This is a genomic window from Streptomyces sp. NPDC045695 (assembly GCF_056432025.1).
This window is the reverse complement of sequence record NZ_JBWKJU010000016.1, coordinates 19,342-39,619: the sequence shown is the minus strand read 5'-3', so window position 1 is coordinate 39,619 and position 20,278 is coordinate 19,342. Positions and strand designations below refer to the sequence as shown.

At 72.2% G+C, this 20,278-nt stretch carries 14 protein-coding genes and 2 pseudogenes; 10 read left to right on the top strand and 6 right to left on the bottom strand.

From position 1 onward, the window contains the following. Positions 1-11 precede the first annotated feature (11 nt). The 3 genes from AC07DU_RS24575 to dnaG all read left to right on the top strand — a co-directional run bounded on the left by AC07DU_RS24575 (position 12) and on the right by dnaG (position 4,653). Positions 12-1,337 (top strand): deoxyguanosinetriphosphate triphosphohydrolase, encoded by a 1,326-nt coding sequence (locus tag AC07DU_RS24575; RefSeq protein ID WP_453373927.1) that lies wholly within the window; start codon positions 12-14, stop codon positions 1,335-1,337. A gap of 93 nt (positions 1,338-1,430) precedes the next feature. After that, positions 1,431-2,705, top strand: coding sequence for an NAD(P)/FAD-dependent oxidoreductase (locus tag AC07DU_RS24570; RefSeq protein ID WP_360904000.1), 1,275 nt, complete (start codon positions 1,431-1,433; stop codon positions 2,703-2,705). 34 nt (positions 2,706-2,739) lie between these two features. Then, positions 2,740-4,653: a DNA primase gene (gene dnaG / locus AC07DU_RS24565; protein WP_453373929.1), complete on the top strand. Its 1,914-nt coding sequence runs from the start codon at positions 2,740-2,742 to the stop codon at positions 4,651-4,653. A 128-nt stretch (positions 4,654-4,781) separates the two neighbouring features. On the opposite strand, the gene AC07DU_RS24560 is transcribed toward dnaG, so the two are convergent. Then, the gene (locus AC07DU_RS24560; protein WP_479113597.1) at positions 4,782-5,225 is read right to left on the bottom strand and encodes a gamma-glutamylcyclotransferase family protein; all 444 of its coding nucleotides are present in this window, start codon (positions 5,223-5,225) and stop codon (positions 4,782-4,784) included. Positions 5,226-5,496: 271 nt separating this feature from the next. On the opposite strand from AC07DU_RS24560, the gene AC07DU_RS24555 reads away from it, so the two are divergent. Together AC07DU_RS24555 and AC07DU_RS24550 are read left to right on the top strand one after the other, a co-directional pair. Then, positions 5,497-6,039 (top strand): hypothetical protein, encoded by a 543-nt coding sequence (locus AC07DU_RS24555; protein ID WP_360903543.1) that lies wholly within the window; start codon positions 5,497-5,499, stop codon positions 6,037-6,039. 129 nt (positions 6,040-6,168) lie between these two features. Beyond that, positions 6,169-6,924: a class F sortase gene (locus AC07DU_RS24550; protein WP_479113595.1), complete on the top strand. Its 756-nt coding sequence runs from the start codon at positions 6,169-6,171 to the stop codon at positions 6,922-6,924. Positions 6,925-6,975: 51 nt separating this feature from the next. On the opposite strand, the gene AC07DU_RS24545 is transcribed toward AC07DU_RS24550, so the two are convergent. Further along, the gene (locus AC07DU_RS24545; protein ID WP_360903537.1) at positions 6,976-7,752 is read right to left on the bottom strand and encodes a sulfite exporter TauE/SafE family protein; all 777 of its coding nucleotides are present in this window, start codon (positions 7,750-7,752) and stop codon (positions 6,976-6,978) included. Positions 7,753-7,959: 207 nt separating this feature from the next. Between AC07DU_RS24545 and AC07DU_RS24540 the strand changes: the two genes are divergently transcribed. The 3 genes from AC07DU_RS24540 to nirD are packed head-to-tail and all read left to right on the top strand — an operon-like array spanning position 7,960 to position 12,051. Further along, on the top strand, positions 7,960-9,192 hold the full coding sequence (locus AC07DU_RS24540; protein ID WP_479113593.1) for an NAD(P)/FAD-dependent oxidoreductase: 1,233 nt from the start codon (positions 7,960-7,962) through the stop codon (positions 9,190-9,192). Position 9,193: 1 nt separating this feature from the next. Continuing rightward, positions 9,194-11,722: a nitrite reductase large subunit NirB gene (gene nirB / locus AC07DU_RS24535; protein WP_453373934.1), complete on the top strand. Its 2,529-nt coding sequence runs from the start codon at positions 9,194-9,196 to the stop codon at positions 11,720-11,722. Continuing rightward, positions 11,719-12,051, top strand: coding sequence for a nitrite reductase small subunit NirD (gene nirD, locus AC07DU_RS24530; RefSeq protein ID WP_360903528.1), 333 nt, complete (start codon positions 11,719-11,721; stop codon positions 12,049-12,051). The genes nirB and nirD overlap by 4 nt, the downstream gene beginning before the upstream one ends. 16 nt (positions 12,052-12,067) lie before the next feature. On the opposite strand, the pseudogene AC07DU_RS24525 reads toward nirD, so the two are convergent. Further along, a pseudogene (locus AC07DU_RS24525) lies at positions 12,068-12,479 on the bottom strand (VOC family protein). A 208-nt stretch (positions 12,480-12,687) separates the two neighbouring features. Between AC07DU_RS24525 and AC07DU_RS24520 the strand changes: the two are divergent. Further along, entirely contained in the window at positions 12,688-13,848 is a 1,161-nt protein-coding gene (locus AC07DU_RS24520; RefSeq protein ID WP_479113591.1) for an alkaline phosphatase PhoX, read from the top strand. An 81-nt stretch (positions 13,849-13,929) separates the two neighbouring features. On the opposite strand, the gene AC07DU_RS24515 is transcribed toward AC07DU_RS24520, so the two are convergent. The 3 genes from AC07DU_RS24515 to dusB all read right to left on the bottom strand — a co-directional run bounded on the left by AC07DU_RS24515 (position 13,930) and on the right by dusB (position 19,556). After that, positions 13,930-14,937 carry an ArsR/SmtB family transcription factor gene (locus AC07DU_RS24515; protein WP_360903519.1) on the bottom strand — a complete coding sequence of 336 codons (1,008 nt, stop codon included), beginning with the start codon at positions 14,935-14,937 and terminating at the stop codon, positions 13,930-13,932. 385 nt (positions 14,938-15,322) lie between these two features. Further along, positions 15,323-18,031 (bottom strand): pyruvate, phosphate dikinase, encoded by a 2,709-nt coding sequence (gene ppdK / locus AC07DU_RS24510; RefSeq protein ID WP_360903516.1) that lies wholly within the window; start codon positions 18,029-18,031, stop codon positions 15,323-15,325. A gap of 364 nt (positions 18,032-18,395) precedes the next feature. Then, positions 18,396-19,556: a tRNA dihydrouridine synthase DusB gene (gene dusB / locus AC07DU_RS24505; RefSeq protein ID WP_479035498.1), complete on the bottom strand. Its 1,161-nt coding sequence runs from the start codon at positions 19,554-19,556 to the stop codon at positions 18,396-18,398. Positions 19,557-19,590: 34 nt separating this feature from the next. Here dusB and AC07DU_RS24500 point away from each other — a divergent pair. Further along, a pseudogene (locus AC07DU_RS24500) lies at positions 19,591-20,278 on the top strand (MFS transporter); the annotation flags it as partial.

Genomic DNA, 20,278 nt, shown 5'->3' with positions numbered 1-20,278 from the left:
ACCGTCTTGTCATGGAAGGCACCCCGCACGGCCCCGCAGACGACCCCGACGCCCTCTACGACGCAGCCGACACCGAGCGCTGGGCCGCCGAGCCCGACAAACGGCCCGGCCGGACCGCCTTCCAGCGCGACCGCGCCCGTGTGCTGCACTCGGCCGCGCTGCGCCGCCTCGCCGGGAAGACCCAGGTCGTCACCCCCGGCAGCCGGTCGTACGACTGGGACGCGAGTCCCCGTACCCGCCTCACGCACTCACTGGAGTGCGCGCAGGTCGGCCGGGAGCTCGGGGCCGCGCTCGGCTGCGATCCCGACCTCGTGGAAGCCGCCTGCCTCTCCCACGACATGGGCCATCCGCCCTTCGGCCACAACGGCGAGGAGGCGCTCAACGAGTTCGCCAAGGACTGCGGCGGCTTCGAGGGCAATGCCCAGTCGCTGCGCCTGCTGACCCGGCTGGAGCCCAAGCGGTTCGTGCCCGATCCGGCGAGCGGCGAGCTCGTCAGCGTCGGACTGAACCTCACCCGGGCCTGCCTGGACGCGGCGACGAAGTACCCGTGGGCCCGCGGGGACCACCCCACCGACCCGGGCTCGGTCAAGTTCGGCGCGTACGAGGACGACCTGCCGGTCTTCGAGTGGCTGCGGCGCGGCGCACCCGCCGACCGCAAGTGCTTCGAGGCCCAGGTCATGGACTGGGCCGACGACGTGGCGTACAGCGTGCACGACTTCGAGGACAGCCTGCACGCCGGACACCTCGATCCCAACCTGCTGTTCGCCGAGCCGGAGCGCACGGCGATCTGGCGGGTCGCCATCGGCCGGTACGTGCCCGCCGACACCGCGCCCGAGGAGTTGCGGGCCGCTCTCGACCGGCTGATGGAGCAGGAGTGGTGGCCGCACGGGTACGACGGTTCGGCCGTCGCCCAGGCCCGTCTGAAGGACGCCACGAGCCAGCTGATCGGCCGTTTCTGCCTGGCCGCCGAGGGCGCCACCCGTGAGGCGTACGGCTCGGGCCGCCTCACCCGGTACGGCGCCGAGCTGGTGGTGCCGCGCGAGGCGCGCCACGAGTGCGCGGTGCTCAAGGCGGTCGCCGACCTGTACGTCATGCAGCGCGACGAGCAGGAGCGGATCCGCGCCGACCAGCGCGTCGTCCTGGCCGAACTGGCGGAGGCGCTCAGCGCGCGCGCCCCCGAGGGTCTGGACCCGCAGTTCCGGGCGATCTTCGACGCGGCCCCGGACGACAAGGCCAGGAAGCGGGCGGTCATCGACCAGATCGCGTGCCTGACCGACGCATCCGCCCGTTCCCTGCACGCCCGTCTCACCCGGCGCACCCGACGCGCCGAAGGGTGAGCTGATCGAGCCACTCCCCCTTCACGCGGCAGGCTCAGTGCGGGACGCTCGCATGTGGTCGCATGTGGCGGAGAGGTTATGAGGAGGCATCACGTGGTCGACGCACACCGGACGTTCGTCATCGTCGGGGCGGGGCTGGCCGGGGCGAAGGCGGCCGAGGCGCTGAGGTCGGAGGGGTTCACGGGGCGGGTGATCCTCATCGGGGACGAGCGCGACCATCCGTACGAACGGCCCCCGCTGTCCAAGGGATACCTCACGGGCAAGGAGGAGCGCGAGAGCGTCTTCGTCCACGAGCCCTCCTGGTACGCGGCCTCCGACGTCGAGCTGCACCTCGGGCAGCCCGCGGTGCACCTCGACCGGGATGCCAAGAAGGTGGTCCTGGGGGACGGTACGGCCCTGCACTACGACAAGCTGCTGCTGGCCACCGGCGCCGAGCCGCGCCGCCTGGACGTCCCCGGTACCGGACTGGCGGGGGTGCACCACCTGCGCCGCCTCGCGCACGCCGAGCGGCTGAAGGGCGTCCTGGCCGGACTCGGCCGGGACAACGGCCACCTGCTGATCGCGGGCGCCGGGTGGATCGGCCTGGAGGTCGCCGCCGCGGCCCGCGGGTACGGCGCCGAGGTGACCGTCGTCGAGCCGGAGGCCACGCCGCTGCACGCGGTGCTCGGCCCGGAGATCGGCCGGCTCTTCGCCGACCTGCACGCCGATCACGGGGTGCGCTTCCACTTCGGGGCCCGGCTGACCGAGATCGTGGGTCACGACGGCATGGTGCTGGCCGCCCGTACGGACGACGGGGAGGAGCACCCCGCGCACGCGGTGCTCGCCGCGATCGGGGCCGCGCCGCGCACCGCGCTCGCCGAGACGGCCGGGCTGGCGCTGGTCGACCGGGAGCACGGCGGCGGGATCGCCGTGGACGCGTCGCTGCGCACGTCCGACCCGGACGTCTACGCGGCCGGGGACGTGGCCGCCGCCCACCATCCGGCGCTCGGGACCCGGCTGCGCGTGGAGCACTGGGCCAACGCCCTCAACGGCGGGCCGGCCGCCGCGCGGGCGATGCTGGGCCGGGAGGTCTCCTACGACAGGGTTCCGTACTTCTTCTCGGACCAGTACGACGTGGGTCTGGAGTACTCGGGGTACGCGCCGCCCGGCGGCTACGACCAGGTGCTGATCCGCGGCGACGTGGGCAAGCGGGAGTTCATCGCCTTCTGGCTCTCAGAGGGCCGGGTGCTGGCCGGGATGAACGTCAACGTGTGGGACGTCACCGAGCACATCCAGGGCCTGATCAGGTCAAAGGCGCCGGTGGATCGCGACGCCCTGGCGGACCCGTCAGTTCCGCTTGAGTCGCTGGTCGGGGCCGAGGGGGCCTGACGGGTTTGTCGGCGCCCGGCCGTAGACTTCACGGGTGGCAGGACGGATCAACGACGACGACGTGAAGGCGGTACGGGACGCGGTCCCGATCGACGCCGTGATCTCCGACTACCTCCAGCTGCGCAACGCGGGCGGCGGCAACCTCAAGGGCCTCTGCCCCTTCCACGACGAGAAGTCCCCTTCCTTCCAGGTCAGCCCCAGCAAGGGCCTCTACCACTGCTTCGGCTGCCAGGCGGGCGGGGACACCCTCGACTTCGTCATGAAGATCGACCACCTCTCCTTCTCGGAGGCGGTCGAGCGCCTGGCGGGCCTGGCCGGGATCAGCCTGCGGTACGAGGAGGGCGGCTACACCGCCGGCACGAGCGGGCGGGGTGAGCGCATCCGGCTGGTCGAGGCGCACAAGGCGGCCGCCCAGTTCTATGTCGACCAGCTGGGCAGCCCCGAAGCGGAGATCGGCCGCAAGTTCCTGGCGGAGCGCGGCTTCGACCAGGCCGCGGCCGCGCACTTCAGCGTGGGCTACAGCCCGGCCGGCTGGGACCACCTGACCCGTTTCCTGCGCGGCAAGGGCTTCAGCGACAAGGAGCTGATCACCTCCGGGCTCGCCCAGGACAGCCGCAGCGGCAAGCCGATCGACCGCTTCCGCGGCCGCCTGATGTGGCCGATCCGCGACATCAGCGGCGAGGTGGTCGGCTTCGGCGCGCGCAAGCTGCGCGACGACGACAACGGCCCGAAGTACCTGAACACCCCCGAGACGGCGATCTACAAGAAGTCCCAGGTGCTGTACGGCATCGACCTGGCGAAGAAGGAGATCGCGAAGACCTCGCGGGCCGTGGTGGTCGAGGGCTACACGGACGTGATGGCCTGCCACATGGCCGGGGTCACCACCGCCATCGCCACCTGTGGCACGGCTTTCGGCGGGGACCACATCAAGATCCTGCGCAGGCTGCTGATGGACAACGCCACCGCCGAGGTGATCTTCACCTTCGACGGTGACGCCGCGGGCCAGAAGGCGGCGCTGCGGGCCTTCGAGGACGACCAGAAGTTCGCCGCCGAGACCTCGATCGCGATCACCCCGGGCGGGATGGACCCCTGCGACCTGCGCCTCGCGCAGGGCGACGCGGCCGTTGCCGGGCTGGTGGAGTCCCGTACGCCGCTCTTCGAGTTCGCGCTGCGGCACATCGTCGCCCGGCACAACCTGGAGAACCCGGCGGGCCGGGCGGCCGCCCTGGACGAGGCGGCTCCGGTCGTCGCGAACATCAAGAACATCGCGATCCAGCACGAGTCGGCGGTCCAGCTGGCGGGGATGCTGGGCATCCGCGACGAGCAGTTCGTGGTCAAGCGGGTCGCGCAACTGGCCCGCTGGGCCCGGGAGCGCGGGAACCAGCCCCCGCAGCAGGGCAGGGGCGGCGGCCGGCCGTCCTACCAGGCCGAAGCCGCCTCCGCGTCCGCCCCGAAGCCGGCCGGCGGCCCCGCGCTGAACCTGCGCAGCCCGGCCCACCGCACCGAGCGCGAGCTGCTGAAGCTGGCCCTCCAGCGGCCGGCCCTGGTCTCGCCGGCCTTCGACGCCTACGGCATGGACGAGTTCACGGCCCCGCCGTACGCGGCCGTGCGCCAGGCGATCCTGGACGCGGGCGGCGCCTCGCTCGGCACCGAGGACTACCTGGCGCGCGTCCGCGCGGCCGCCCCGAACGACACCGTGCGCGCGCTGGTCACGGAGCTCGCCGTCGAGGCCATCCACGCGAAGACGGTGGACGAGGTCTACGCGGGGGTCCAGCTGGTCCAGGTGCGGCTGCGGGCCGTCGACCGGCGGGTCCACGAGATCCAGGGCACCCTGTCGCGCCTCGGCCCGCAGGCCCCGCCGGAGCAGCTGGCCGCGGTCCAGGAAGAGCTGTGGGTGCTCCAGCAGTACGGCCAACGGCTACGCAACCGCGGGGCCGAGGGCTTGTAGCCCGTCGGATCCGCCGGCCCGCGCGCCGGTTGCGGCGGGCCGGGTGTGCGCCGGGGCGTCCCCGCCGGGCGCCGAACGCACCACCGCCGCACCCCCCGACCCCCCGAACGTCCGCCGGAAGAGACGGTCTAGCGCCGCAGCCAGTCCCCGCCGGGTATCTCGATGCCCGCCACCGTCAGCCGGCGCGCCAACGGCGGGGACGCCAGATAGACCCAGGCCCGGACCGCCGTGCCGTCGGGGCGCAGGGCCTCGCGGGCGATCCGGTCGTAGAGGTTGCCCGGGCGGCCGGGGCCCGCGTACTCCTCCAGCACGTCCAGCGCGGCCAGCAGCTCCCCGTACGTGTCCGGCGCCGCGGTGATCAGCTCCCCGACCACGGCCGAGCCGGGGCGGTGCAGGGCGTACGGGTAGCCGGGGCCGTCGTAGAGCGCCGCGTCCGGCAGGGTGGCGGGCTCTTCCGAGGCGGTGCGGCCGCGCAGGAACAGGTCGTGGTTGACCTCGCCCGGGCGCAGGGTCCCGTACACGAAGAACGGGAGCGCGGCGCTCGGGTCCGGTGGCCGTTCGACCGATGGCACGGGGCCCTCCTTCGGCTCGGGTGTGCTGGTGGACCAGGCCGGGCGCGGGCGGCCCGGAGCGTCCTGGGCCCCACCACGGTACGCACCGCCGCCCCCGGGGGATCACCCGGACGGCGCGTGTGGCTCGTATGGCCGCATGCAGGGCTGTGACCTGCGAGAACGGTCACGCGCCGGACCTCACCGGGGTCGACCTGACGAGACATCAGGAGGCGGGCGCGGGGCGGGCCGGGTTACCTCGGAGACACGACCCCGTGTCTCCAGGAGTGACCCCATGCGCCGACGTACCGCACACGTGCTGACCGCGACCGCGCTGACCGCCGCCGCGTTCATCGGCCCGGTCGCCGGCGCGGTCGCCGCCGTAGACCTCGGCATGGTGGGCTTCTCGCCCGGGGACTTCGCCCCGCTGGAGGTGTGGCCCAAGTCCGCCGCCCCCGGCGCCACCGTCACCGTGAACACCGGCGCCTGCGGGAAGGGCAGCCACGCCGACGGCGATGCCACGACGGTCGGCGGCGGCCGGTTCAAGCTGGTCCCGGGCACCCACAAGGAGGCGGTGGTGGGGCAGTTCCAGGTGTCCCCCAGCGCCCGCCCCGGCACCTACGGCATCGGCGCGACCTGCGCGAACGGCAAGTTCGCCACCGGCGACCTGGTCGTCACCGACCGCGGCCCCCAGGGCCACGTCAACACCGGGGTGGGCGGTGGCACGACCACCACCTCCGACCCCGCCAAGATCGCGGCGGGGGTGGCCGTCCTGGCCGCGTCCGCCGTCGGCGGTACCTGGCTCCTGCGTCGCCGGGCGAGCGGCACGCGGAGCTGACGGACGCCCACCGCGGCTCCGGCCGCGGTCCGCCCGGTACCGTCCCCCGTCGCCCGCCCCGCGAGGTCCCCCCCGTTCGCGGGGCCGGGCGACGGCCATCACCCCGAAACGACAGCCGAGGGGGCACGCATGGGTGGCGATTTCGGCGGCTTCGGCGGCCGCGACCGGCAGCCCTGGCCCACGAACGCCGACCGCGCGGACCCCGCAGGGGGCGCCCGAAGGGGATCGGGGTCCGGTGCGCGCCCCCCCGGCCGGACCCGCCGCATCCGCACCGCCCGCCACGGGGGTCTCGTCGCGCTCGCCGCCTGCATCGGCATCTGGCTGGTGACCAGCGGTTCCCGCGAGCCGGTCGGGCCACCGCTGCCCTCCCCCGCCGAGGCCCTGACCGCCGCTGGCGCCGCCGCCACCGGCCCCGGCATCGCGCCCCTCCCCGGATCGCCTCCCAGCCGGATCCGGATCCCGTCCATCGGGGTCGACGCCGCGCTGGCCGGTCTCGGCCTGGAGCGGGACGGCAGCCTCCAAGTGCCCCCGCCCGCACGGCGCGACCTGGCCGGCTGGTACCGCGAGGGCACCACCCCGGGCGCCACCGGCACGGCCGTCATCGCCGGGCACGTGGACGACTCCGCGGGGCCGGGGGTCTTCTACCAGCTGGGCGCCCTGCGCCGCGGAGCCGCGATCGAGGTGCCGCGCGCGGACGGGCGCACGGCCGTGTTCACGGTCCACGCCGTCGAGGTCTTCGACGCCAAGGCCTTCCCGGACACCCGCGTGTACGGGCCCTCGCCGCGGGCCGAACTACGGGTGATCACCTGCGGCGGGGGCTTCTCCCCGCGCACCGGTTACCGCGGCAACGTGGTCGTCTTCGCGCACCTCACGGGGACGTACTAGGGGACGTACTAGTCGCACCGGCCTGCGGGACCACGGCGCCGGGCACCGACCTCAGCCCCACTGCTCGATCCCGAGCTTGACCACCAGCGCGCCCACCACCGTCAGCAGGACGCCGCGCACGAAGCCGCTGCCCTTCCGGAGCGCCATGCGGGCACCGATCATGCCGCCGGCCAGGTTGAACACCGCCATCAGCGCGGCCAGCTGCCACAGCACCATGCCCTGGTAGGCGAACATCGCGAGCGCCCCCGCGTTGGTGCAGCAGTTGACGATCTTGGCGGTGGCGGAGGCGGTGACCAGGTCGAGGTGGAGCAGGGCCGTCAGCGCGAGCACCAGGAAGGTGCCGGTGCCGGGCCCGATGAGGCCGTCGTAGAAGCCGATGCCGAGGCCCGCGAGCCCGATGGCCAGCAGCACCCGCCGCCGGCTGACGGGCGAGGCGGCCGGGGCGGTGCCGAAGGCCGGCTTGAAGACGACGAAGCCGGCGACGACCACGAGCACCACCATGATCAGCGGACGGAGGGCGTCCTTGCTGATGCCACCGGCGAGCGCGGCGCCGCCCATCGAGCCGGCCAGCGCGGCCAGGCCGATGCGGACGGCGAGCCTCACGTCCACCGGGGCCTTGCGGACGTACGTCACGGCCGCGCCCGCGGTGCCGACGATGGCCACGGCCTTGTTCGTACCGAGGACGGTGGCGGGGTGGGCGTTCGGCAGGCCGAGCAGCAGGGCGGGCAGGAGGAGCAGGCCGCCGCCGCCCACCACCGCGTCGATCCAGCCGGCCGCCGCGGCGGCCACGCACAACATGATGATCATGGTCGTTGATATGTCAGGCACGCATCCGACCTTATGGAGCGGGTGGGTGCAGCGGCCATCGATCACCGGAAAGTTGCGCAAAGGTTGAGCTTCGCCGCTCACCGCCCCCTTCGGGGCCACCGGCCGCGGCAGGCCTCACGGACCGGGGACCGGAGCGCTGAGGTCGGCGTTCCGTCCGGGTAACAGGAGCGATGCGGAGGGGAAACAGCGACCGCGCACGCTCATGGCATGACCTCGGAACAGCGTGTGGTGGTGATCGGCGGCGGCCTCGCGGGCCTGCGACTGGCCGCGCGGCTGACCGGTGGCGCGGAGGTGACCGTCCTCGGCGAGGAGCCGCACGTCCCGTACAACCGGGTGCTGCTCGCCGAAGTGCTCGCGGGCCGCTACGCGCCGGAGGTGACCGCCCTGCCCGCCCCCGGACCGGCGCTGCGCCGCGGCGTCCGGGCGGTACGGATCGACCGCGCCGACCGGACGGTGCTGTGCGACGACGGCACGGTGGAGCGGTACGACGCCCTGGTGCTGGCCACCGGCTCGAACGCGGTGCTGCCGCCCCTGCGCGGGCTGTTCGAGCCCGAAGGGCGCGACCTCCCGGACGGGGTCCACGCCTTCCGCACCATGGACGACTGCCTGGCCCTCTCGGCGGCCGTGCGCCCCGGGGTGCGGGTCGTGGTGATCGGCGGGGGCCTGCTGGGCGTCTCGGCGACCCGTGCGCTGGCCGCGCGGGGCGCGCAGGTGGTCCTGGCCCAGCAGGGCGAGCGCCTGATGGAACGCCAGCTGGACGCCGACGCCGCCGCGCTGCTGCACACCCACCTGACCTCGCTCGGCGTGGAGATCCACACGGAGTGCCGGGTCCGCGGCCTGCTGTCGGCCCCGCCGGCGTCCGGGGAGCGGGGGCCGCGCCGGGTCACGGGAGTCGAACTCGCCGACGGTTACCGCCTCGACGCCGACCTCGTCGTGCTCGCCTGCGGCGTACGCCCCCGCATCGGGCTCGCCCAGGCCGCCGGGCTCGACGTACGCCGCGGCATCGTGGTCGACGACCACCTGCGCACCAGCGACCCCCGCATCCACGCCATCGGCGACTGCGCCGAGCACGCGGGCCAGGTGTACGGCCTGGCCGGCCCGGCGCTGGAGCAGGCCGACGCCCTCGCCGCGACCCTCACCGGCCGCCCCACGCCGTACACCGGCACCCGCGCCCTCACCCGCCTCACCCTCGGCGGAGCCGACGGTCACTTCGACCTCGCCTCCTTCGGGGAGACCACGCCGCGCCCCGGCGACGACGTGGTCCGCCTCACCGACGCGACCCGCCGGACCTACCGGAAGGTCGTCCTGCGCGACGACCGCCTCGTCGGCGGGGTCCTGCTCGGCGAGCTCTCCACCGTGGGCGCCCTCGCCCGCACCTGGGAGGGCGAGGAATCACCGCACGACCTGTTCCACCTGCTCACCGACGACGGAGGCCACTGACATGACCGTGACCGAGCCCCTGCCCCACATCGTGCTCATCGGGCACGGCATGGTCGGCCAGCGCTACCTCGAGGCGCTCGCCGAGCGCGGCGCCACCGGCAGCCACCGGATCACCGTGCTGTGCGAGGAACCCCGGCCCGCCTACGACCGCGTGCACCTGACCTCGTACTTCTCCGGCAGCACCCCCGAGGACCTGTCGCTGACGCCCGCCGGGTTCATGGCGGAGCACGGCATCACCCTCCACCTCGACGACCCCGCGGAGAGCATCGACCGGGACGCCCGCACCGTCACCTCCCGCTCGGGGCGGGTGTTCCCGTACGACGTGCTGGTCCTGGCCACCGGCAGCTATCCCTTCGTGCCGCCCGTCCCCGGCAAGGACGCCCCCGGCTGCTTCGTCTACCGCACCATCGAGGACCTCCTCGCGATCGAGGAGTACGCCAAGACCCGCACGAGCGGCGCGGTCGTCGGCGGCGGCCTGCTCGGTCTGGAGGCCGCCGGCGCCCTCCAGGGGCTGGGCCTGACCACCCGCATCGTCGAGTTCGCCCCCCGCCTGATGCCCGTCCAGGTCGACGAGGGCGGTGGCGCCGCCCTGCTGCGCACCATCGAGTCCATGGGCCTGACCGTGCACACCGGGGTCGGCACGCAGGAGGTGCTGACCGGCGAGGACGGCCGGGTCAGCGGAATGCGGCTCTCCGACGGCTCGACCGTCGACACCGACCTCGTCGTCTTCTCCGCCGGTGTCCGCCCCCGCGACCAGCTGGCCCGCGGCGCGGGGCTGGAGGTCGGCGAGCGCGGCGGCATCGCGGTCGACGCCCGGTGCCGCACGAGCGACCCGCACGTCTACGCCATCGGCGAGTGCGCGCTCGCGGTCGACGGCCGGGTCTACGGCCTGGTCGCGCCCGGCTACGAGATGGCGGAGACCGCCGCCGAGGACCTGCTGGGCCGGGAGAAGGAGTTCACCGGCGCCGACCTCTCGACCAAGCTCAAGCTGCTCGGCGTGGACGTGGCCTCCTTCGGCGACGCCCACGGAGCCGCCGCCGGCAGCCTCGACGTCGTGTGGTCCGACTCCCGCTCGGGGGTCTACAAGAAGCTCGTGGTCTCCCCCGACGGGGTCCTCCTCGGCGGGGTCCTGGTCGGTGACGCGGACTCCTACGGGCTGCTGCGCCCGCTCACCGGCAGCGTCCCGCCCGTCTCCCCCGAGCAGCTGGTGCTGCCCGCCGGTCTCGGCGCGCCCGTCGCGCTCGGCCCGTCCTCGCTCCCGGACCACGCGGTCATCTGCTCCTGCCACAACGTCACCAAGAAGGCCATCACCGCCTGCGCCACCCTCCCCGAGGTCAAGAAGTGCACCAAGGCGGGCACCGGCTGCGGCAGCTGCCTCAAGGTGATCGGCCAGCTGCTTCCGGCCGCCGCCGACAAGGGGCTGTGCGGCTGCTTCCCCTTCACCCGGGCCGAGCTCTACGAGATCGTCCGCACCCGGCGCCTGACCTCGTACGAGGAGATCCTGGACGGCCACGGCCGCCCCGAGGCCCGCGGCGGCGACGGCTGCGAGGTCTGCAAGCCCACCGTCGGCTCGATCATCGCCTCCCTCGCCCCGACCCTGGGCGCCAGCGGCTACGTCCTGGACGGGGAGCAGGCCGCCCTCCAGGACACCAACGACCACTTCCTCGCGAACCTGCAGCGCAACGGCTCGTACTCGGTGGTCCCGCGCATCCCCGGCGGCGAGATCACCCCCGACAAGCTGATCGTGATCGGCGAGGTGGCCCGCGACTTCGGCCTCTACACGAAGATCACCGGCGGCCAGCGCATCGACCTCTTCGGCGCGAGCGTGGACCAGCTCCCGCGGATCTGGGCGCGGCTCGTCGACGCCGGATTCGAGTCCGGGCACGCCTACGGGAAGGCCCTGCGGACGGTGAAGTCCTGCGTGGGGCAGACCTGGTGCCGCTACGGGGTCCAGGACAGCGTCAAGATGGCCATCGACCTGGAGCTCCGCTACCGCGGGCTGCGCGCCCCGCACAAGCTCAAGTCGGCGGTCTCCGGCTGCGCCCGCGAGTGCGCGGAGGCGCAGAGCAAGGACTTCGGGGTCATCGCGACGGCGAGCGGCTGGAACCTCTACGTCGGCGGCAACGGCGGGGCCACCCCGCGGCACGCCGACCTCCTCGCCCAGGACCTGTCGGACGCGGAACTGGTCCGGCTGATCGACCGGTTCCTGATGTTCTACATCCGCACCGCCGACCGGCTGGAGCGGACCTCCACCTGGCTGGACCGGCTGGAGGGGGGCCTGGCCCACCTGCGGGACGTGGTGGTCCACGACTCGCTCGGGCTGTGCGCGGAGCTGGAGTCCCTCATGGCCGAGCACGTGGCGCACTACCGGGACGAGTGGGCCGAGACGCTGGAGGACCCCGAGCGGCTGCGCCGGTTCGTGTCCTTCGTCAACGCGCCCGGCGCTCCCGACCCGACCGTGAAGTTCGTACCCGAGCGCGACCAGGTCAAGCCCGACCTGGCCGTCCTGACGATCGGAGGAGTCCGATGACCGTGGAACTGCAAGTGGCGCAGGGCTGGCTGACGGTGTGCGAGCTGTCCGCGCTCGTGCCCGGGCGGGGGGTCGCGGCGCTGCTGCCCGACGGGAGCCAGGCCGCGGTCTTCGTCGACCGCGCGGGGCGCCCGTACGCCATCGGCAACCAGGATCCCTTCACCGGGGCGCACGTGCTCTCGCGCGGCCTGGTGGGGGCCGTGGGGGGCCGGCCCTTCGTGGCGTCACCGCTGCTCAAGCAGCGTTTCGACCTGGAGTCGGGGCGCTGCCTGGACGACGAGGAGGTGGCGGTCCGGACCTACCCGGTGCGGACCGCCGCGACCTCCTGACCGCGCGGGCGCGGGCTCAGGCCTGGATCATGGCCGGGTCCATCCACATGATCTCCCAGGTGTGGCCGTCGAGGTCGTCGAAGGCGCGGCCGTACATGACGCCGTGGTCCTGGGCGGGGCGGGGCTCGGTGGCGCCGGCCGCCAGCGCCCCGTCCACCAGCTCGTCGACCGCGGCGCGGCTCGGGGTGCTCAGGCAGAGCAGCACCTCGGAGGTGGTGGTCGCGTCCGCGATCTCCTTGTGGGTGAAGTCCTTGTAGCGGGCCTCCGCGAGGAGCATGGCGACGATGGTGTCGCTGATGACCATCGAGGCGCAGTTCTCGTCGGTGAACTGGGCGTTGAAGGAGTAGCCCAGCTTGCTCCAGAAGGCCTTGCTGGCGTCCAGGTCCTTGACCGGCAGGTTTGACGAAGATCATCTGGGGGTGCGACATGTCGGTGTCTCTTCTCTCGTGGGTGCTGCTCGCTGCTGTCGAGGGGTAGACCGGGGCGAGCGGGAGAACTCATCGCACCGCCGCGAAGTTTTTTCGTCCGGGCGTCATGCGGCGTTATGGCCATGTCAACTCGGCTCTCCTAGGTTCCTCCACGCGTGAGATCGCGCGCCCGACCGGGCGCGGGACCCTCCCTCCCCCAGGAGTGACCGTGGAACGTCGTAATTTCCTGCGCGGCGCCGTCATCGGCTCGACGGCCGCCGCCTTCGGCGGCACGCTGATGCACGGCGCCGCCTACGCGGCGCCCGCCCAGCCCGGCGCGGGACCGTACGGAGCCCTCGGCGTGGCGGACGCGAACGGCATCATGCTGCCCAGCGGCTTCAGCAGCCGGGTGATCGCCCGTTCGGGCCAGACCGTCAGCGGGACCTCGTACACCTGGCACAGCGCCCCGGACGGCGGCGCCTGTTTCGCGGACGGCACGGGCTGGATCTACGTGTCGAACTCGGAGATCAACCCCTCCGGCGGCGCGAGCGCCGTGAAGTTCAACTCCTCGGGCACCATCACCGGCGCCTACCGGATCCTCTCCAACACCCGCCAGAACTGCGCCGGCGGCAAGACCCCGTGGAACACCTGGCTGTCCTGCGAGGAGGTCAGCCTCGGCTACGTCTACGAGACCGACCCGTACGGGGTGAACGCGGCCGTCCAGCGCCCGGCCATGGGCCGCTTCAAGCACGAGGCCGCGGCCGCCGACCCGGTGCGCCGGGTGATCTACCTGACCGAGGACGAGACGGACGGCTGCTTCTACCGGTTCATCCCCACCACCTGGGGCAACCTCTCCTCCGGCACCCTCCAGGTCCTCAAGGCCGGCACCGCCACCTCCGGCTCCTTCACCTGGCAGACCGTGCCCGACCCGGACGGCGCCCCGACCACCACCCGCAACCAGGTCTCGGGCGCCAAGCGCTTCAGCGGCGGCGAGGGCTGCCACTACGCGAACGACACCGTCTGGTTCACCACCAAGGGCGACAACCGGGTCTGGCAGCTCGACCTCGCCGCCGGCACGTACGAGCTGGCCTACGACGACTCGCTGGTGCCCGGCGGCGCGGCCCCCCTGACGGGCGTCGACAACGTCACCGGCTCTTCGTACGGCGACCTGTACATCGCCGAGGACGGCGGCACCATGGAGATCTGCCTGATCACCCCGGACGACGTGGTCGCGCCCTTCCTGCGGATCACCGGCCAGTCCTCCTCGGAGATCACCGGCCCGGCCTTCTCGCCCGCGGGCAACCGGCTCTACTTCTCCAGCCAGCGCGGTACGAGCGGCAGTTCCTCCGGCGGCATCACCTACGAGGTCACGGGCCCGTTCCGCGTCTGACCGCGCGCCGGCGCCCCGGCCGGGGCGCCGCACCCGCACCACCGGCCGCACCCCGAGGTTCCACCCCGGGGTGCGGCCGCGTCATGAGGCCACGGCCCCGCCCTTGAGCAGCGCGGCGCCCAGCGGGGTCACCGTGTGCAGCACCGCGTTCCCGTGCCGCAGCGTCGTCACCAGCCCCGCCTCGCGCATCACGCAGGCGTGCTGGCTCGCGGAGGCCAGCGAGACCCCGGCCCGGCGGGCCAGTTCGCTGGTGGTCGCCCCGTCCCCTATGGCCCGCAGCACCACCGAGCGGGTGTGCCCGACGAGCTTGCCCAGGGTGCGCACCCGCTGCTCCTCCACGGCCGGCCGGGCCGTATCGCCTCCCGCCGGAGCGGAGGCCAGGTGGGCGGCGGCCGGGTAGACCAGCACGGGCGGCAGCTCCGGGTCGTGCAGGGTCACCGCCGTGCGCCGGCAGAAGAAGGACGGCTGGAGCAGCAGCCCGCGCCCGCGCAGCCGTACGTCACGGTCCACCGGGTAGTCGCACTCCAGCACCGGGGCGCGCCAGCGCAGCATGGGCGGCAGCGAGGCCAGCAGCTCGTCCGCGCCGCCGTCCAGCAGGGCCCGCCCGCGGGCGGCCCGCTCGGCCTCGATCTGGGCCTGGATGTGCGTCCAGTACGGCTCCACGGCCGCCCGGTGGTACGCGCGCAGCTCGCCCAGCACCCTGGGCAGGTGGGCGGTGGCGCCGTCCATGAACTCGCGCAGCCTCGGCTGTACGGACGCACCCGCGCCCGCGCCGAGCAGCGCGAGCTCGTGCCGCATCCGCTCGGGGTGGATGCCCCGTATGGCGTCGAGGCCCACGTCCCACCCGTACTGCCCCTCGACGGGGGTCAGGAAATCTGGGAAATAACCCCTTCCCGGTATAAGCATACCGAGCGTACGTGTTTCACCATTCAACCTGCTCCGGGTTTCCGTCCGCCATTCACCGAACAACCGGGCGTCGCGCCGGTCTCTTAAGCGGTGAAAGCTGAGAATCGTTTCCCACAACGCATCGGGACGCCCTGCCATCCGTACGCGTGCCAGGTCCACTCCAGTGAAATGGATACGCAGCACCGAACCCCCACCTGTGCAACCGCAATCCCCCCGCCCCACGAGTATGCATGCCGTCACACGTGGTCACCACGCCCTTTCGGCCACAGTTGAAACCCCTTTCGGCAGGGGCGTGACAACCGAAATCCTGTACTCCGCCGGGCACACTCCGATGCGACCGAAACGCTCCGCGAAGGCCGTGGGGGGCTTTGCGGGGCCTGGCGGTCGGTCGCACGGGAAGCGCCGACGTGCCCGGCAGAATGACAGCGGCGGTGGACGGGTGGGGATCCGTCCACCGCCTGCTGGCGTAAAGATTTGACGAACAGCGAAATAGTGCGCGCCCGCCCCCGGGCAGTCAGGGAACCCGGGGACAGGCGCGGTCTATGGGGCCCCTCGCGGGGCCGGGGGGTCAGCGGCTGTCGCTGCCCTTGGACTCGGCGGCCGCACGACCGGCCTCCAGGCGCGCCACCGGGATCCGGAAGGGCGAGCAGGAGACGTAGTCGAGACCGACCTCGTGGAAGAAGTGGACCGACTCGGGGTCACCGCCGTGCTCGCCGCAGACGCCGAGCTTGAGGTCGGGACGGGTGGCCCGGCCCTGCTCCACCGCGTGGCGGACCAGCGAGCCGACGCCGTCCTTGTCGATGGTCTCGAAGGGCGAGACCCCGAAGATGCCCTTCTCCAGGTACGCGGTGAAGAAGCTGGCCTCGACGTCGTCGCGGGAGAAGCCCCACACCGTCTGGGTCAGGTCGTTCGTACCGAAGGAGAAGAACTGCGCGGCCTCGGCGATCTGGGCGGCGGTCAGCGCGGCGCGCGGCAGCTCGATCATCGTGCCGATGGTCAGCTTGAGGCTGGTGCCGGTGGCGGCCTCGACCTCGGCGATGACCTGGTCGGCCTCCTCGCGGACGATCTCCAGCTCCTGGACGGTGCCCACGAGCGGGACCATGATCTCGGCGCGGGGGTCGCCCTTGGCGTTCTTGCGCTCGGCTGCGGCCTCGGCGATCGCCCGGACCTGCATCTTGAACAGACCGGGGATGACCAGGCCGAGGCGGACACCGCGCAGACCCAGCATCGGGTTCTGCTCGTGCAGCTTGTGCACGGCCTGGAGCAGGCGCAGGTCGTTCTCGTTGGCGTCCTGGCGGGCCTCGGCGAGGGCGACGCGCACCGACAGCTCGGTGATGTCGGGCAGGAACTCGTGCAGCGGCGGGTCGAGCAGGCGGACGGTGACGGGCAGGCCGTCCATCGCCTCGAAGAGCTCGACGAAGTCCTTCTTCTGCAGCGGCAGGAGGGCACTGAGTGCCTCGTCGCGCTCCTCGTCGGTGTCGGCGAGGATCAGGCGCTCGACGAGTTCACGGCGCTCACCGAGGAACATGTGCTCGGTGCGGCACAGGCCGATGCCCTGGGCGCCGAAGCGACGGGCGCGGGAGGCGTCCTCGGCGTTGTCGGCGTTGGCGCGCACCCGCAGGCGCCGGACGCGGTCCGCGTACGCCATGATCCGGTGCACGGCGGCGACCAGCTCGTCGGCGTCGTCGGCGCCCGCGTGCATGCGGCCCTCGAAGTACTCGACGACCGGGGAGGGTACGACGGGTACCTCACCGAGGTACACCTTGCCGGTGGAGCCGTCGATGGAGACGACGTCGCCCTCTTCGATGACCGTCTCGCCGACCGTCATGCGGCGGCGCTTGGTGTCGACGTCGAGCTCCTCGGCGCCGCAGACGCAGGTCTTGCCCATGCCGCGGGCGACGACCGCCGCGTGCGAGGTCTTGCCGCCGCGCGAGGTCAGGATGCCCTCGGAGGCGATCATGCCGTCCAGGTCGTCCGGGTTGGTCTCGCGGCGGATCAGGATGACCTTCTCGCCGGAGCGGGACCACTTGACGGCCGTGTACGAGTCGAAGACGGCCTTGCCGACCGCCGCACCCGGGGAGGCGGCGATGCCGCGGCCGAGCAGGGTGGTCTTCGCGCCCTCGTCGAAGCGCGGGAACATCAGCTGCGCCAGCTGGTGACCGGTGACGCGCTGGAGGGCCTCGGCCTCGTCGATCAGGCCCTGGTCCACGAGCTGGGTGGCGATGCGGAAGGCGGCGCCGGCGGTGCGCTTGCCCACGCGGGTCTGGAGCATCCACAGCTGGCCGCGCTCGATCGTGAACTCGATGTCGCAGAGGTCCTTGTAGTGGTTCTCCAGCGTCGTCATGATCGTGATGAGCTGGTCGTAGGAGGCCTTGTCGATGGTCTCCAGGTCCGCGAGCGGCACGGTGTTGCGGATGCCCGCGACCACGTCCTCGCCCTGGGCGTTCTGGAGGTAGTCGCCGTAGACGCCCGCGTGGCCGCTGGCCGGGTCACGGGTGAAGGCGACGCCGGTGCCGGAGTCGGGGCCGAGGTTGCCGAAGACCATGGAGCAGATGTTGACGGCGGTGCCCAGGTCGCCGGGGATGCGCTCCTGGCGGCGGTAGAGCTTGGCGCGGTCGGTGTTCCACGAGTTGAAGACGGCCTCGACGGCGAGGTCGAGCTGCTCGCGGGCGTCCTGCGGGAACTCGCGGCCGGCTTCCTTCGCCACGATCTTCTTGAAGACCTTGACCAGCTTCTTGAGGTCGGCGGCGTCGAGGTCGGTGTCGACGGTGACCTTCTTGGCGGCCTTGGCCTCGTCGAGGGCGTCCTCGAAGAGCTCGCCCTCGATGCCGAGGACGGTCTTGCCGAACATCTGGACGAGGCGGCGGTAGGAGTCCCACGCGAAGCGCTCGTTGCCGGCCTGGGCGGCGAGGCCGGCCACGGACTCGTCGGAGAGGCCGATGTTGAGGACGGTGTCCATCATGCCGGGCATCGAGAACTTGGCGCCGGAGCGTACGGAGACCAGCAGGGGGTCGTCCGACTGTCCGAGCTTCTTGCCCATCTTCGCCTCGAGCGCCGCGAGGTGGGCGCTGACCTCTTCGCGCAGTGCGGCCGGGGCCGTGCCGCTCTCGAGGTAGACCTTGCAGGCCTCGGTGGTGATGGTGAAGCCGGGAGGGACCGGCAGACCCAGGTTGGTCATCTCGGCGAGGTTGGCACCCTTGCCACCGAGAAGGTCCTTGAGGTCGCGGTTGCCCTCGGTGAAGTCGTAGACGAACTTCTGATCTTTGTTTTCCGACACGGGTCTCGACTCCTCGAGGCTCGGTGGCTGCCCTGACGGCCAGGAACATACCCAGATCGAAGGCTTATGGGTACGTCCACTTGGTCGTCATACGGCTGTAACCACCCGTGCGCCAGCAGATCGAAAGTAACTCATGGGTAGTCAGAACCCTCGCTCAGCGTTCAGGTTCCGAATCCGGAGGCGGCTCCTGAGGCTCAGACCTGCTCGGATGAGCGATCATCGATACATTTGCGTTCAAGTGTTGAACGAATAAAGGGTGGCACCCAGTGCCACCCTTTGAAAGTCTTACCCGTGATTTATCTGCTCATCTGAGCGAAACCCCTCCCATGCGTGGCGTATATCACGCGCCACGGAGGGCGATTTGTCAGCCTCCTGAGGTGTCCAGTTCGGCGTCCTCGCTGATGCCCGCGCAGTCGTACGGGTCCTTCAGCCAGCCCTCCGGCAGGACAACTCGGTTGTTTCCGGACGTCCGGCCGCGCGGACCGTCCGCGCTCTCGGGCCACGCCTGGTCCAGATCCAGCTCGCTCAGATGAGCGTCCAGTTCGGCCAGCGAAGAGGTCACCGCGAGCTTCTGCCGCATCTCGGACCCGACCGAGAAGCCCTTGAGGTACCAGGCCACGTGCTTACGGAAGTCGATCACCCCGCGTGCCTCGTCACCGATCCACTCCCCGAGGAGCTGGGCGTGGCGGTGCATGGTCGCCGCGACCTCGCGCAGCGTCGGCTTGTGGAAGTCCTCCGGGCGCCCCTCGAAGGCCGCCACCAGGTCGTTGAACAGCCAGGGCCGCCCCAGGCAGCCCCGGCCCACGACGACGCCGTCGCAGCCGGTCTCGCGGACCATGCGCAGCGCGTCCTCGGCGCACCAGATGTCGCCGTTGCCGAGCACGGGGATCTCCGGCACGTGCTCCTTGAGCCGCGCGATGGCGTCCCAGTCGGCGGTGCCGCCGTAGTGCTGGGCGGTGGTGCGCCCGTGCAGGGCTATCGCCGTGATCCCCTCCTCGACGGCGATCCGGCCGGCGTCGAGGTAGGTGAGGTGGTCGTCGTTGATGCCCTTGCGCATCTTCATGGTCACCGGCAGGTCGCCGGCGCCCGCGACGGCCTCGCGCAGGATCGCGCGCAGCAGGTTGCGCTTGTACGGGAGGGCCGAGCCGCCGCCCTTGCGGGTCACCTTGGGGACCGGGCAGCCGAAGTTCAGGTCGATGTGGTCGGCGCGGTCCTCTTCGACGATCATGCGGACCGCCTTGCCGACCGTCGTGGGGTCGACCCCGTACAGCTGAATCGAGCGGGGCTTCTCGGTCTCGTCGAAGTGGATCAGCTGCATGGTCTTCTCGTTGCGCTCGACCAGGGCGCGGGTCGTGATCATCTCGCTCACGAACAGCCCCTTGCCGCCCGAGAACTCCCGGCAGAGGGTACGGAACGGGGCATTGGTGATGCCGGCCATGGGCGCGAGCACCACCGGGGGCTGCACGGTGTGCGGGCCGATCGCGAGGGGCGGAGGGAGCGTGGTCATCCGCCCATTGTCCCGCATGCCGAGGGGGTGGGGCGGACGTAGCATCGGCGGCATGATCGAGCCGAGTCACCGGCAGCGCACGCTCGTCCTGTCGATCTGCTGCATGAGCCTGCTGATCGTCAGCCTCGACAACACCATCCTGAACGTCGCGCTCCCCTCCATGCGCCGCGAGCTCGACGCCGACGTCGCGGGGCTGCAGTGGAGCATCGACGCGTACACCCTGGTCGTGGCCTCGCTCTTGATGCTCGCGGGCTCCACGGCCGACCGGATCGGGCGCCGCAGGGTGTTCGTCGCCGGGCTGGTGGCCTTCACGCTCGGCTCGCTGCTGTGCTCGCTCGCGCCCAGCCTCGGCTGGCTGATCGTCTTCCGGATGGTCCAGGCGGTCGGCGGCGCGATGCTCAATCCGGTGGCGATGTCGATCATCACCAACACCTTCACCGATCCGGCCGAGCGGGCCCGGGCCATCGGCATCTGGGGGGCGGTCGCGGGCCTGTCCATGGCCGCCGGCCCGCTGATCGGCGGACTGCTGGTGGACTCCGTCGGCTGGCGCTCCATCTTCTGGGTCAACCTGCCGATCGGCCTGGCCGCCCTGGCTCTGACCCTGCGCCACATCCCCGAGTCCCGGGGGGGGGGGGGGGGGGGGACGGGGGGGGGGGGGGGGGGGGGGGTTTTTGGCGCTCCTGGGAGCCTGAACCACAGGAGGAGCGAGGGGAGGATGGCCGGTCTGGGTTTCCCCTTAA